The organism is Mucilaginibacter sp. 320_HR (assembly GCF_059691875.1).
Map to the genome: position 1 here is coordinate 509,194 of NZ_JCAWAI010000002.1, position 13,722 is coordinate 522,915.

At 40.6% G+C, this 13,722-nt stretch carries 11 protein-coding genes and 1 tRNA gene; 9 read left to right on the forward strand and 3 right to left on the reverse strand.

The window, feature by feature from the left end; all coding sequences use genetic code 11:
• The first annotated feature begins 6 nt into the window (after positions 1 to 6).
• Both AC59GT_RS07815 and AC59GT_RS07820 read left to right on the forward strand, forming a co-directional pair.
• On the forward strand, positions 7 to 1,122 hold the full coding sequence (locus tag AC59GT_RS07815) for a glycoside hydrolase family 2 TIM barrel-domain containing protein (RefSeq protein ID WP_497237111.1): 1,116 nt from the start codon (positions 7 to 9) through the stop codon (positions 1,120 to 1,122).
• A gap of 235 nt (positions 1,123 to 1,357) precedes the next feature.
• Positions 1,358 to 2,785 (forward strand): redoxin domain-containing protein, encoded by a 1,428-nt coding sequence (locus tag AC59GT_RS07820; RefSeq protein ID WP_497237112.1) that lies wholly within the window; start codon positions 1,358 to 1,360, stop codon positions 2,783 to 2,785.
• 38 nt (positions 2,786 to 2,823) lie between these two features.
• Here the strand turns inward: AC59GT_RS07820 and AC59GT_RS07825 are convergent, their stop codons facing one another.
• From AC59GT_RS07825 to AC59GT_RS07835, 3 genes are all read right to left on the reverse strand, one after another.
• Complete coding sequence (locus AC59GT_RS07825; RefSeq protein WP_497237113.1) at positions 2,824 to 3,375, reverse strand: dihydrofolate reductase family protein; 552 nt, start codon at positions 3,373 to 3,375, stop codon at positions 2,824 to 2,826.
• Positions 3,376 to 3,500: 125 nt separating this feature from the next.
• Positions 3,501 to 3,580, reverse strand: a tRNA-Leu gene (locus tag AC59GT_RS07830).
• Positions 3,581 to 3,592: 12 nt separating this feature from the next.
• A complete protein-coding gene (locus AC59GT_RS07835) occupies positions 3,593 to 4,123 on the reverse strand; it encodes an iron-sulfur cluster co-chaperone HscB C-terminal domain-containing protein (protein ID WP_497237114.1) in 531 nt (176 codons plus the stop codon).
• A gap of 238 nt (positions 4,124 to 4,361) precedes the next feature.
• Between AC59GT_RS07835 and AC59GT_RS07840 the strand changes: the two genes are divergently transcribed.
• The 7 genes from AC59GT_RS07840 (at position 4,362) to AC59GT_RS07870 (ending at position 13,714) form a co-directional block, all read left to right on the forward strand.
• Positions 4,362 to 6,854: an SLBB domain-containing protein gene (locus AC59GT_RS07840; RefSeq protein ID WP_497237115.1), complete on the forward strand. Its 2,493-nt coding sequence runs from the start codon at positions 4,362 to 4,364 to the stop codon at positions 6,852 to 6,854.
• Positions 6,854 to 7,933 (forward strand): lipopolysaccharide biosynthesis protein, encoded by a 1,080-nt coding sequence (locus AC59GT_RS07845; RefSeq protein WP_497237116.1) that lies wholly within the window; start codon positions 6,854 to 6,856, stop codon positions 7,931 to 7,933. Before AC59GT_RS07840 ends, AC59GT_RS07845 begins: the two co-directional genes overlap by 1 nt.
• Positions 7,934 to 7,941: 8 nt before the next feature.
• Entirely contained in the window at positions 7,942 to 8,985 is a 1,044-nt protein-coding gene (locus AC59GT_RS07850) for an FAD-binding oxidoreductase (RefSeq protein WP_497237117.1), read from the forward strand.
• Positions 8,986 to 8,994: 9 nt separating this feature from the next.
• The gene (gene rfbF / locus AC59GT_RS07855) at positions 8,995 to 9,768 is read left to right on the forward strand and encodes a glucose-1-phosphate cytidylyltransferase (RefSeq protein WP_497237118.1); all 774 of its coding nucleotides are present in this window, start codon (positions 8,995 to 8,997) and stop codon (positions 9,766 to 9,768) included.
• A complete protein-coding gene (gene rfbG, locus AC59GT_RS07860) occupies positions 9,762 to 10,847 on the forward strand; it encodes a CDP-glucose 4,6-dehydratase (RefSeq protein WP_497237602.1) in 1,086 nt (361 codons plus the stop codon). The genes rfbF and rfbG overlap by 7 nt, the downstream gene beginning before the upstream one ends.
• Positions 10,844 to 11,899 (forward strand): NAD-dependent epimerase/dehydratase family protein, encoded by a 1,056-nt coding sequence (locus tag AC59GT_RS07865; protein ID WP_497237119.1) that lies wholly within the window; start codon positions 10,844 to 10,846, stop codon positions 11,897 to 11,899. Before rfbG ends, AC59GT_RS07865 begins: the two co-directional genes overlap by 4 nt.
• Positions 11,900 to 11,995: 96 nt before the next feature.
• Positions 11,996 to 13,714, forward strand: a complete 1,719-nt coding sequence (locus AC59GT_RS07870; protein ID WP_497237120.1) for a thiamine pyrophosphate-binding protein — start codon at positions 11,996 to 11,998, stop codon at positions 13,712 to 13,714.
• Positions 13,715 to 13,722: the final 8 nt, after the last annotated feature.

Sequence of the window (13,722 nt, forward strand, 5' to 3'; positions counted from 1 at the left end):
ATGATCATGAGAAAACTAAGCAACCTTGTTGTATTACCGTTACTGGTTTTTTTTGCAACGGCTACGGCATCAGCACAGGCACCTAAGGCTAAAGTAAAGCCGATTGATAAGGGTAAAATATGGACCGTAGATAAAGCTAACAAATGGTACGCCGAACATAAATGGATGATTGGTGCTAATTTTATTCCCAGTACTGCTATAAACCAGTTAGAAATGTGGCAGGCTGATACGTTTGATCCGGCGACGATTGATAAAGAGCTTGGATATGCCGAAGGGATTGGTTTTAATACCATGAGGGTGTTTTTACATAGCCTTGCTTACGGTGTAGATCCCAAAGGTTTTAAGTCCCGGGTGAACAAATACCTGGAGATTGCTAATAAGCATCATATACAAACCATATTGGTGTTTTTTGACGATTGCTGGAACCCAAACCCTAAACCTGGCAAGCAGCCTGCACCAAAAGCTGGTATCCATAACTCCGGATGGGCGCAAGACCCTGGCGTAAGGGAGGTAAAAGACCCTAAACAATTTAACCAGTTAGAAGGGTACTTTAAAGATGTTATGGGCGAGTTCAAGCACGATAAACGGGTAATTTTATGGGATCTATATAACGAGCCGGGAAACAGTACTAAGCGTGATACCTCGTTAGCCTTATTAACAAAAGTATTTACCTGGGCCAGAGATGTAAATCCTGACCAGCCGGTTTCTGTAGGTTTATGGGCCTGGGATTTCGAAAAATTAAACGCATTTCAGGCGCTTAATTCAGATATTATCACCTATCATGAATACGAAGATGAAAAGTCACATGAGCGTGTTTTGCAGTTGCTAAAAACTCATGGCCGACCATTAATATGTACTGAATACATGGCTCGTTCAAGAAATAGTACGTTCCAAACCATATTACCTTTACTTAAAAAAGAAAATATCGGAGCGATAAACTGGGGTTTAGTTGCCGGTAAAACCAATACTATTTACGCTTGGGATACGCCAATGCCACAGGGAGGTGAGCCAAAGTTGTGGTTTCACGACATTTTCCATAAGGATGGCACACCTTATAAGCCCGAAGAAACATCTTTCATCAAGCAAATCACCACTCAGCCTAAAACAGAGACTCTAAAATAGCAGTAATGAGTTCGTAATAAGAATATAGGAACCCTGTGAGAATTTCTCACAGGGTTTTATTTTGAGAACCTTATTATGCAATCATTCTTGTTAATCTTCCATCATGTAATTTAATTATTGTAAGTATATTGGGTTCTTGTCTCCCTGATACAACCACTACACCATGAAAGGCTTACTTAAAAATATTTCAAACACCGCATTAATTATAATGTGCAGTATGCAGGTTTTAGCTCAGATGCCAGTCAGAAAAGGACCCGCACCTGCGGCTGAAATTAAAGCTGCAAAGGCAGTAGCAGAAGCTTACCCTGACAGCATCAAAGCACAGAAAAAATTTATATATGCAATGGGCTTGGAAAATCCAGAGCTTATTCCGCAATATAAGATCTGGATGATGAACCACCCCGATAATGTAAATATCCCTTTGGCGATTGGTACAGTGTTTAATAACGCTGAAATGGCGCAGGCAAGGGAGTTTCTGCTGAAAGCCGCAGAACTTGATCCCAAAAATGCAAACGTGTGGTACATGCTCTCTGCAGATGCGGAAAGGTGGGGGCAAAGTGCGCTCGCGAAAAACTATATAGAAAAAGCCGCCATTGCAGATCCGGCAGATGTTACTTATGCTTACGTGAACCTAATGTACCTTAAAGATAGCAACCCCGATGTTTACAAACAGAAGGTAAATGATTTTACAAAACAATTTCCTGAGAATGAACGTGGTGCACAAGCGCTGTACTGGTTGGCAGTAGATGCCACAAACATGGATATAAAGAGAAAATACTTTGAAGATCTTCGCACACTTTATCCGCCGCAAAAATTTAACTGGTCGTATGAGGGTATGACCAGTTTGGCTGATATATACCTTCAAACGGATCCTGAAAAGGCCCTCTCGCTAGCCTCCGAAATGCGTGAAGAAGAAGATTGGAAGATTAGGAAACAAGTTGCCCTTTCGTTAATACAAATCAACAAATTAGAGCAAGAGAAAAATTACAAAGAAGCTTTAAATCAGCTTAAGCTGATAACCCTGCCAAGATGGAATTACATCAGGAATTTTATTGAGTTGAAAAAGTCTTCTTTGCTGGCAAGGTCAGGCGATGTAAAGGATGCTTACGACAACCTGGTGTTAAGATTTGCCAAATTACCCAACGATGAATTGTACAGTGCGATAAGGATTTACGCTCATCAAATGGGTAAAGAGGAACCGCAAATAAATAACGACATAAAAGTAATAAGAGAAGCTTCAGCGGTACAGGCTTTTCCATTTGAATTGGGCTTATACACCGGAAAAAATAAGTTGAAGCTGAATGACTTGAAAGGTAAAGTTGTGCTGCTTACCTTTTGGTTTCCGGGCTGTGGCCCGTGCAGGGCAGAGTTTCCGTACTTCCAGGCAGTTGTAAACAAATTTAAGAATAAGAATCTGGTTTACCTCGGCATTAACGTTACGCCAGAACAATATTCTTATGTACTGCCTTTTATGAGAAACAGCGGCTTCTCGTTTATACCACTGCGTGGCAACCCGGAATTTGCAGCTAAGAGTTATGGAGTTCGTGGAGAACCCGAAAACTTCCTGATTGATAAAGAAGGAAAAATAATTTTTAAGAACTTTAGTATAGATGGCAATAACCAAAGAACACTTGAGCTGATGATATCATCGTTATTACAATAACTCACGTTTGCAAGGGGTGAGCCTTATGATTACATTGTTCATTTTTTATAATAATGAAGAGCCACACACCCGGACTTGAAAGTTATAGTTTCGATCAGCTTAAGGTCAAGCTTTTCCTGCAGATCGCCGGTATCTAATAATTTTCGTCCACTACCCAATATAACCGGGTGGACCATCAGCTTAAATTTATCTATAAGTCCCGCTGCTATCAATTCAGGAAGCATGCTTATGCTATCTACAAAAATTGTTTTGCCGGGAAGTTGTTTCAGTTGCAAAAGTTCTTCTACAGGATTTGCACGAATTATCCTTGTGTTTTCATCTGATGTAGTTAATGATCTGGAAACAACGACCCTTGAAATGGAAGTAATTTTTTCAGCAAATTTGTTTTCACCATATGTGCCGGATTTATCCCTCGCCACATTGGCCCAATAAGGAAACATAAGCTGATACATAATCCGTCCGAAGAAGATAAGGTCCACGTCATTCATCACTTCAGTGAAGTACTCATGAATTTCCGGGTCTTGGTTAAAAAGCGTATGGTCGCAAACGCCGTCAAGGCTTATATTTATGGCAAAGGATACTGTTCTCATCAACCTGGTGATAAATTGTTTTCTAATCAAAAATAGGCGATAACTTACAGTAATGTAGGTCTGTTTGCGACAAAAAGGGGGTGTTTTAAAACAAAAAACCCTCTTTACTGATGTAAAGAGGGTCGTACCCAGAGCCGGAGTCGAACCGGCACGGTTTCCCACAGGTGTTTGAGACCAGCGCGTCTACCAATTCCGCCATCTGGGCATTTGCAGGTAACTAATTACCTAAGCGGGCTGCAAATGTATCTAAACTCTCTTTAATACGCAACAGATATTTTTGCCTGTAGTAAATATTTGCAATTTCGTTAAGCCTGCTTTCCTTTGCAGTGTCATCCAACGTTTCGTAATCTGCCGTCAGCGTAGTTAGTGCTTCGTGAATATCGCTCTCTATAGCAAGCACTTCTGTTGTCACCTCAGCAAGTTGGGCAACATCATCAACCTCCATTAGCCGTTCGTTGATGTCCATCATTTCCATCAAAAAATCTGCAGGTAATTGTGGTTTTGCTCCCTCATTTACCAGGTTGTGCTCCTTTAATATGTATTCCAGGGTCTTATTTCGGTCGTTAAGTGTTTGGTAGGCCTTGTTGTTAAGAGTAGAGAGCTCCAGTATTTCTTGTTGTTTACTATCATCTTCATTTGCGTAGAAGTCCGGATGATATTGCTTACTCAAGGTGTAAAACTGTTTTTTCAGTGCTGCTGTATCCGGGTGAAAAGACTCGGCAATATTGTAAAAATCAAAATAATTCATCGTGTCGAAATTAGTGTTTGAGTTGTAACGAACGTTGATAATACACAAATCGTTTGCATTTTTTGGACAAATAATGCACGTAGCAAAGTAGCACTACAAGTTTACTATCATCGTTTAAAATAAATATATATTTGCAAGCTGTTTATGCTATTGATGATGATTGAAGTTTAAGCTTGAAGTTATTGTTAAAAATGGCGGACTTACCTGCAATTAACTACTCAGGTATCAATTTAAAGATATGAATTTATTTAGACCTATTCTTGTACTTGTTCTGGCGCTTTTTTGTTTTTGTGTATGCCCTATTGTTAAAGCACAAAATTTACCGCAAAATCTCTCAGGCGTAAACGTTAATGAAATTTCTGATACACAACTGAGACAAATACTACAGCAAGCGCAGTCTACCGGACTTTCAGATGCACAGTTGCTGCAAGTTTTACAATCACGGGGATTGTCAGCCGAACAGAGTAAAATTTTACAGGATCGTGTCACTGCAATAAGGAAAAGTGGTATAAAAACTGTCGACCAGACACAGCAGCAGCCACCATCTGATCAGTCTCCTACTCGCGTTCTTAATTATAAAGCAGATTCAACATCTAATCCAACTAAGAAACAATTGGAAATTGCGAACATGTTTATACCGAAAGTGTTCGGAGCCGACCTTTTTCGTAACAGCAACATTACTTTCGAGCCTAACCTTAAACTTGCAACTCCAGTAAATTACATAGTTGGACCTGAAGACCAATTGAATATTAACGTTTATGGTGCATCTCTGGTGAACTGGAAATTGGATGTGTCTCCTGAAGGTAACATTAATATACCCGGCGTAGGTATACTAAACGTTTCGGGGAAAACAATTGAGCAAGCAACATCCGCCATTAAGGCAAAACTTGCAGCTAATAACTATGCTGTAGGGCGTGGTACCAATGTGTCGGTTACACTGGGTAACATCCGTAGCATAAAGGTTGTGATGGTGGGCGAGGTGGTAAAGCCCGGTACTTATACATTGCCGTCGCTTGCTACAGCTTTTAATGCTTTGTCTTCAGCCGGTGGGCCCACCGATAATGGCTCTTTCAGGCAAATTGAAATATACCGTAATAATAAAATATTTCGTCGCTTAGATGTGTACGACTTTCTTGTAAAAGGAGATCAGAAAAGCAACATCAGTTTGCAGGATCAGGATATTATTCGCGTGCCCACTTATCGCACGCGAGTAGAATTAGTTGGTGAGGTGAAAACCCCTGCTTTGTTTGAAGTGCTTCCTGGCGAAACTTTACAAGATGTATTAACATTTGCAGGCGGCTTTACCGATCAGGCTTTTACCGGCAGGATAAAGGTATCTCAAATTGATGATCAGCAACGACGTATTACTGACGTTATTGAGGCAGATTATAAAAACTACATTCCTTTACGGGGAGATAAGTTTACTGTTGAGCGTATTCTGGAGCGTTACGAGAACAGGGTTATTGTTAAAGGTGCAGTATTCCGCCCCGGAGAATATGAACTTCAAAAGGGACTTACGGTATCTCAATTGATAAAGAATGCTGCCGGACTTAAAGAAGATGCTTTTACAGGGCGGGCAAGCATAACCCGATTAAAAACTGATAATACAACCGAGTTAATCTCATTTGATGTCAGTGCTATTATCAACAAAACTGTACCTGATATCCCATTGCAACGCGAGGACGTGATCAATATATCATCAATATTTGACTTGAGAGATGAATACATGGTGACCATCAAAGGTGAGGTACGTAACGAGGGTGAATATAATTACTCTGATGGCATGTCAGTTGAAGATCTTATTGTTAAAGCCGAGGGGTTAACAATTGGTGCCAGCCCTAAACGGATTGAGGTGTCGAGAAGGATTGATAATAGCGATCCTTCGTCGAGATCTAGCAACCTGGCTCAGGTATTCACCGTCGATGTTAATTCACAACTTAACCAGGGTGCTGCAAATTTTAAACTTCAGCCGTATGACATTGTTTCAGTTTACAGTTTGCCTGGATACGAAAAACAAAAAACCGTTAAGATAGAAGGCGAGGTGCTGTACCCTGGTTACTATACTATAAAAAGTAAAAACGAAAAAATATCTGACGTTATAGCCCGTGCGGGTGGTGTAACAGCGTCAGCTGACGCTGACGGAGGAACACTTAAACGCGACAATTTTGCAATATTGGGAATAAATAAGAGCAGGATAGATACCAGTGCGGTAGAAAAGGAACGTTTGGATAGATTGACCCGTTTGAAAAAAAACTACAAGGATTCAACCAATGTGGAAGCGCCGCAATTAAGAAATAACTTCGTTGGAATTGATCTTAAAAAGATCTTGCAGCAGCCTGGTTTCAGCGGTGATCTTATATTAGAGGATAATGACGTTATTAGGATACCGAAGCAGCAGCAGTTGGTACGTGTAAATGGTGAAGTACTTTACCCGAGCGCAGTTGTATATGAAAAAGGTAAATCTTTTCACGATTATGTACTCAACGCTGGGGGGTATTCTCCCAACGCCCTCAAAAAAGGGGCATATGTGGTGTATCCAAATGGTACAGTAAAAGGAACAAGTAAGTTCCTGTTCTTTAACTCACACCCAAAGGTTCGTCCTGGCAGCGAGATTTACGTGACGAAAAAGCCTGAAAAACGTGGTATATCGCCGACAGAAATAATAGGCATTACAGGGGGGTTAGCGTCGCTAGGTGCAATTATATTGGGCATAATCAATTTAAGTAAATAATGGTTAAGGAAACGGAATCTGTTATGCCTGAGAGTGAAAATGAACTGTCCATTAAAGATTTACTGGTTAGTTTAACAAGGGGAATTAAATATCTTAAAAGCAAATGGCTTACGTTACTGTTAGCAGCACTGATTGGTGCTGCTGGTGGTCTTGCATACGCACTAGTAAAAAAACCGGTTTATACTGCAACCAGTAGTTTTGTTCTTGAAGACGGTTCGAAAGGTGGTGGCTTAGGCCAATATGCGGGGCTTGCATCTTTAGCGGGCATTGATCTAGGCGGGACTGCCGGCGGGATTTTTCAAGGAGATAATATATTGCAGTTGTACAAGTCGAGGGTGATGATTGAAAAAACCCTTTTGAGTGAAGTAAGTTTAGATGGACGTAAACAGCTGCTTATAGAACGATATATAGACTTTAACAAACTTCGTGAAAGGTGGAAAGCAAATGATGGTAGTGCTACGGTAACCTTCACGGGTGATCCTGGCAAATTTACAAGGGTACAAGACAGTATCATAACAGACATTACTGATGAGTTTAACAAGAAGGTGCTATCTGTGACAAAGCCGGATAAGAAATTAAGTGTAATTAATGTGGATGTAAATTCTAAGGATGAGCTTTTCGCAAAAGCATTTAATAACAAGCTGGTAGAAACTGTAAATGACTTTTATACACAAACAAAAACTAAAAAAAGCTCTCAGAACATTGCTGTTCTGCAAAAACAAGCAGATAGCGTAAAACGGGTATTGGGTTATTCAATTAGTGGTGTAGCTTCTGCAATAGACGCTTCTCCTAATGCAAACCCGGCTTTCACCAGCTTAAGGGTTCCATCACAAAAACGGCAGGTGGATGTTCAGGCTAGTACAGCTATTTATGCAGAGATCGTGAAGAATCTGGAGATCTCTAAAATATCGCTAAGGCAGGAGACACCATTGATACAAATGATAGATCAACCCGTATTACCTTTACCGGTAAACAAAATCTCAAAAATAAAAGGTATTATAATAGGGTTAATACTTGGAACGGTATTAGCAACAATATTCTTAGTTGTTAAAAAAGTATTTAGTTCATTAATGTCATAAGTCTTACTTTGCAGTTTTTTACTTTAAAAATTATAGGTTTAAAGCAAGAAACAGGAGATACAACAACAATCCTGTTCAGGCAACCGGCATTAAAAAAAGTAAAGTACAAAGCGGGTCAATATCTTACCCTTGTCTTTCGGATCAATGGTAGGCGTTATATACGTCCATATTCATTTTCTTCGGCGCCAGGTGTTGATTCAGATCTTGCAGTGACCGTGAAGCGGGTACAAGGAGGAATAGTATCGAACCATATTGTAGATAAGTTAAACGTAGGTGACATTATTGAAGTAATGCCGCCAATGGGTGACTTCGTCTTGAACGAAGACCATTTAAGTACCGATACGCACCTGGTGTTATGGGGAGGCGGAAGTGGTATTACTCCACTCATATCGATTGCAAAATACGCCCTCTATAATAAACTTGCCGGGCATATAACACTTGTTTACGGTAACAGAAATGCCGAAAGCGCTATTTTTATTGACGATATAACACAATTAGAAGAAAGATTTTCTTCTTTTTCTACATGGCACTTCCATACACAATTAGTTGTTGATCCTGCTCGTCCAAGTTTGGTGCAGGGCAGGATAGATCCTCACATAGTGCTCAAGGTACTCCAGCAGGAAGGCAATCTGCAAAACACCGTTCATTACATTTGCGGACCTTCAGGATTGAAGGAGTCGATTAAAGAGGCGATATTCGCTTTGCAGATAAACGCAAACAATGTATATTCAGAAGATTTTGAAGTAGTGCGCAATCCTGCGGATTTTGAAGATGTTTTTACAAAAACGGTGCGGTTGATAAAGGAAGGGAGAGCCGTTGATGTTGAAGTAGTTAAGGGTAAAAGCATATTGGAAGCGGGGCTGGATGCAGGTATAGAAATGCCATACTCCTGCCAAACAGGTAATTGCTTGTTGTGTAAAGGCCGTCTTGTCAAAGGTGATGTTAAAATTATAGGTGTAGATACAACGCCGGCTGAATTGGAGTCCGACGAACGATTGCTGTGCTGCAGTTTTCCGCTTAGCGGCAATATCGAAATAGAGGTTAATCAATAAACGCGATATATGAAAGTTGTCTTGTTAGCCGGAGGATTGGGCACCCGTTTATCTGAAGAAACAGTATTTAAGCCTAAACCTATGGTAGAAATAGGTAGTATGCCTGTACTTTGGCATATCATGAAGATTTATTCTACACATGGTTTTAACGACTTTGTTGTTTGCCTGGGATACAAAGGCTACCTCATCAAAGAATATTTTGCTAATTACTTTCTTCATAAATCTGATGTTACCATTGACCTGAGCGACAATTCAATTAGAGTACATGATTCTCAAGCCGAACCATGGAAGATAACACTTGTAGATACCGGCAACGATTCTATGACCGGCGGACGGATAAAACGTATTCAGCGCTTTACCAATAACGAGCCATTCATGCTCACTTATGGTGATGGCGTAGGAGACGTTAATATTAAAGAACTGCTTGCCTTTCATAAAGCTGGTGGTAAATACTGTACGGTAACGTCGGTGCAGCCATCAGGAAGGTTCGGCGTGCTTGATATAAATGAAAAAAACGAAGTTTATTCGTTTTTTGAGAAGCCAAAAGGCAATGGCTCTTGGATTAATGGTGGTTACTTTGTTTGCGAACCTCAAATTTTCAATTACATAAATGATGGCGACAGTACTATTTGGGAGAAAGCGCCAATGGAAGGTATTGCAGCCGAGGGGCAAATGGATGCTTACCGTCACCATGGCTTTTGGCGACCTATGGATACCTTAAAAGATAAGCACGATCTTAACGAAATGTGGGACAGCGGCAATGCGCCTTGGAAAATATGGTAGCGACATTAGATTATTTAAAGACTTATTACCAAGGTAGAAAGGTTTTGTTAACCGGACATACCGGGTTTAAGGGTTCCTGGCTTTTAAAGGTCTTCTCTATGCTTGGCGCCGATGTTATGGGTTATGCATTAGCTCCTGAATCTGGCGCTAATCTTTACGAGTTAATAGATGGGGATAAACTCTGCGACTCAGTGATTGCAGACCTTCGCAATCGGGAGGCACTACATGCTGCAGTCAGCTCTTTCCAGCCAGACTATATTTTTCATCTGGCGGCGCAGTCGTTAGTTCGTTTATCCTACGAAATTCCTTCTGAAACTTTTGAGGTAAATGCAATAGGTACTGCAAATTTATTAGATGCAGCTAAACGGTTGAATAAACCCTGCAACTTAGTACTTATTACTACAGACAAGGTATACCAAAATAACGAATGGACCTATCCTTATCGAGAAAATGACAGGCTTGGCGGACATGATCCTTACAGCGCTAGTAAAGCTTGTACAGAACTTGTAATAGATTCATACCGGAATTCCTTCTTCAACTTATCTGGTTATGCTAACCATAAGAAAGCTCTTGCGGTTGCAAGGGCGGGGAATGTTATTGGCGGAGGCGATTGGAGTAAAGATAGATTAGTACCTGATATTGTTAAGGCACTATCAAGGCAAGATGCAGTGATAGTACGAAATCCACGATCGGTTAGGCCATGGCAACATGTTCTTGAACCTTTAGCAGGCTATCTACTTTTAGGTACACAGTTAGCTGCTAATCCACTTAAATTTAGTGGCGCCTTTAATTTTGGACCTTACTTTACTGATTCTTTACCGGTTATCGAAATGGTTCAAATGGCAATTAGCAAATGGGGGGCAGGATCTTTCGAAGTTCATGAGGATCCGGATCAGCCACATGAAGCTGCTTTATTAAAACTTGATATCAGCAAAGCGATCACTGAGTTAGCCTGGCAACCAAAGTTTGATGCTGCACAAGCCGTGGCTTATACAACAGACTGGTATAAAAACTGGCTAGTAAATCCGCAATCAGCTGCGACATATACTGAAAAACAGATTATTAATTTTTTAGCATGAAGTATTATTTGCCGGAAGAAGACTTGCAGCAAATTTTGGCAAGAACCCGCAACCTTTGGCCCCTAGTTGCTGGAAAAAGTATTTTGTTAACGGGAGGTACAGGTTTTTTTGGTAAGTGGATAACTGGTGCTTTTATTTATATAAATAAACAACTTCGCCTTAACGCTAAGCTCTATATATTAAGCAGGCAACCGGAAAAATTTTTATTAACATACCCGGAGTTTGAAGACGATGCTATAACCTTTATAAAAGGTGATGTTACCAGTTTTGAGTTTATATTTGAAAAGCTTGACTTTATTATACATGCAGCAACCGATGCGAATACCGCAATTAACAACGACAATCCAGCTTTAATATTCGATACCATAGTAGAAGGGACGAGGCACGTACTTGAGCTGGCAAAGAATAAGAAGGTTAAATCGGTATTACTAACCAGTAGCGGGGCAGTTTACGGCACTCAACCAGTTTCGGTAACTCATATAAGTGAACATGATTTCTTTGCTCCTGATGTTTTAGCGAGTAATGCTGATTATGGCGAAGGCAAAAGAGTAGCGGAAATGCTTTGTGCTATGTATTATCAAAGATACGGAATAGAATGCAAAATCGCCCGCTGTTTTGCATTTGCAGGTCCTCACTTGCCGTTAAATGAACGTTATGCATTAGGTAATTTCATTTTCAACGCTATTAATAATCAAAAGATAACCATAGTTGGTGATGGCTCTCCATATCGTTCTTATCTTTACGCCGCCGATCTTGTAATTTGGTTGTTTACAGTATTATTAAACGGACGTCCAAACCAAGCATATAACATAGGGTCAGATGAGGAAATCAATATTCTTGATCTTGCTGGGAAGATAAATAATTTAGCGAAAAAGAAATTACAGCTAGACGTAAAACAAGTTGCGCGCAATGGGGATATGCCATCAAGATATGTACCCTCTGTGGAGAAAGCAAAAAATGAATTGGGACTTAAGGTGTACACCGACCTTGATACCACTGTAAAGAAAACGTTAGAATTTTACAGAACAACAACAACGAACACTAATGCTTAGCTAATGTTTTTACCTTGTTATGCGGCTTAGTGTTACAATGAGGTTACTGTTATTAGTTAACCGGATAACTAACAAATTAACAGATAATCATAACTGATGAAGGCATCTGATTTCATAGCTACTTTTTTGGAGAAAAAAGGTGTCACCCATATTTTCGAACTTTCGGGAGGTATGATTACCCATTTGCTCGATTCTTTAAATCAAAAAACAGCAATAAACATTATCACCATGCACCACGAGCAGTCTGCCGCTTTTGCCGCTGATGCTTTTGGACGTGTTACTGGCATTCCAGGTGTGGCACTTGCAACTAGTGGCCCCGGTGCAACCAACCTTTTGACAGGAATAGGAAGTTGTTATTTTGATTCGACCCCAGCTATATTTATTACCGGACAAGTTAACCGGCATGAACAAAAAGGTGAAAGGCCTATACGCCAACTGGGGTTTCAGGAAACGGACATTATAGCAATGGCTAGGCCGGTTACTAAAGCCTGCTTCAAAATTGAAAGCGAACATGATTTGCCAAAGGTACTAGAAGATGCATTCCGAATAGCTACAGAAGGTCGCCCGGGTCCGGTGTTGATAGATGTACCTATGGACGTACAGCGCGCGCAAATAGAGCCGAGGCACGAAGTAGATAGCAACTCAGAGCCAGTTATACTTCTACATGATCAAATGCAGAAGATGATAGTTGATATAGAGAAAGCTAAAAGGCCCCTTTTGCTTGTTGGCCGAGGTGTAAGAGCAGCCTTTGCTATAGGGGAGATGAATGCTTTTCTCGAAAAAACCGAAATACCGGTAGTTACCACTTTGCTTGCTGTTGATGCTATAGCTCATGATAACCCGTTAAGGTTTGGTTTTATAGGTAGTTACGGCAACCGTTGGGCAAACATAGCTTTTGGCGAATGCGATCTGCTTATAGTTGTTGGCAGCCGTTTAGACATCAGGCAAACGGGTGCAGATGTGAAGTTTTTTGAAAATCGTACCATATACCATGTGGATTGCGAAGCCGGAGAAATAAACAATCGAGTAAAAGGCTGTATACCATTAGTTATGGATGCCAGACAGTTCTTCGTTAATTTTAACAATACCGCCCGAGATGTCTCCTTTAAAAGGCCAGATATGTGGTTTGATTATGTAAAGAGCTTGAAAGAGCAATGGCCTGACACCAAAGAACTCGACCCTAAAGGCATAAACCCTAACATTTTTATGCATAAACTTTCGCACAACTCAAGAGCGGCTAAATGTTATGTGGCAGATGTTGGGAGCCATCAAATGTGGGCAGCGCAATCAGTAGAATTGTATGAAGACCAGCTTTTTTTAACTTCTGCAGGTATGGGTGCTATGGGGTATGCATTGCCTGCCGGCATCGGAGCAAGTTTTGCACTTGGTATTAAGCCGGTGATTGTAATCGCCGGCGATGGTTGTATGCAAATCAATATTCAGGAACTTCAAACAATTGTGCGAAACAAACTGCCTGTAAAGGTGGTGATAATGAACAATAAAAACCTCGGAATGATACGCCAGTTTCAAGATAGCTACTTTGAATCGCGCTATCAATCAACTTACTGGGGTTACAGTGCACCGGATTTCCAAAAGGTTGCCGAAGCTTATGGTATAAGTTCTATGACAATAGCCGAACAAACCGAAATAGATGACGCGGTACGATGGATGTGGAATGAAGCCAATGCCGACAAACCTATATTACTGCAGGTAATGATTGATCCACATACAAATACCTATCCGAAGATTGCATTTGGCAAACCCATTACAGAAATGGAGCCTTTTGCCAAGCCGATAGAAATGGAAAGTACCTGATTTATATC